Here is a 671-nt window from a genome sequence, read left to right as displayed (position 1 = left end):
GCCACGGCGGGGGAGGTTCGCGCCTGTCGTGAGGATTGTCAGATGTTGCAGCGGTTGGCGGATGATCTGGCGCGGCAGATGGGTGGGTTCAAGTTGAGCTGATGTGTTGTCAGTTCTGGCCTCTTCGCGGGCAAGCCCGCTCCCGCAGTGTCCGTGTCGTACCAAAACTCATGTACACCAGATAAACCTGTGGGAGCGGGCTTGCCCGCGAAGACGGCATCAGCAGCGACTAAAATCCCGGATCAGAACCACCCATCCCGCATCGCCAGACACGCATCATCCCGCGCCTCCAGCAGCGCCAGCTCATGCTGGCAACCCGGCACTTCCCACGTCAGGAAATACCGCGCCGCCTGCAGCTTGCCCTTATAGAAGTCAGCATCCGCCGCATTGCCTTTGGCCAGTCCTTCCTCAGCCCGAATCGCCTGCTCCAGCCAGCGCCAGCCAATTACCGTGTGCCCGAACACTTTCAGGTACAGCGCCGAATTCGCCAGACTGCTGTTGACCTTGCCCTGCGCCAGATCGGTCAGCAAACCAATGGTCACCGTTTGCAGGCGAGCCACCAGTTGCTCCAGGGGCTCACGCAATGCCGTTAACGATTCGTACGCGGTCGCGCGCTCGGCGGTGTTGGCGATCAGGCGAATCAGTTGCTTCAAGCCGGCGCCGCCGTTCTG

General features: G+C 61.5%; 1 protein-coding gene. It reads right to left on the bottom strand.

Annotated features, from left to right (window positions below; genetic code table 11):
• Positions 1-242 precede the first annotated feature (242 nt).
• The coding region (locus DBR18_RS29495) for an acyl-CoA dehydrogenase C-terminal domain-containing protein (RefSeq protein ID WP_256588798.1) at positions 243-671 on the bottom strand (429 nt) is incomplete at its 5' end.

The organism is Pseudomonas sp. HMWF021, from assembly GCF_003061005.1.
Taxonomy (GTDB): Bacteria; Pseudomonadota; Gammaproteobacteria; order Pseudomonadales; family Pseudomonadaceae; genus Aquipseudomonas.
This window is presented reverse-complemented; position numbering and strand designations above follow the sequence as displayed.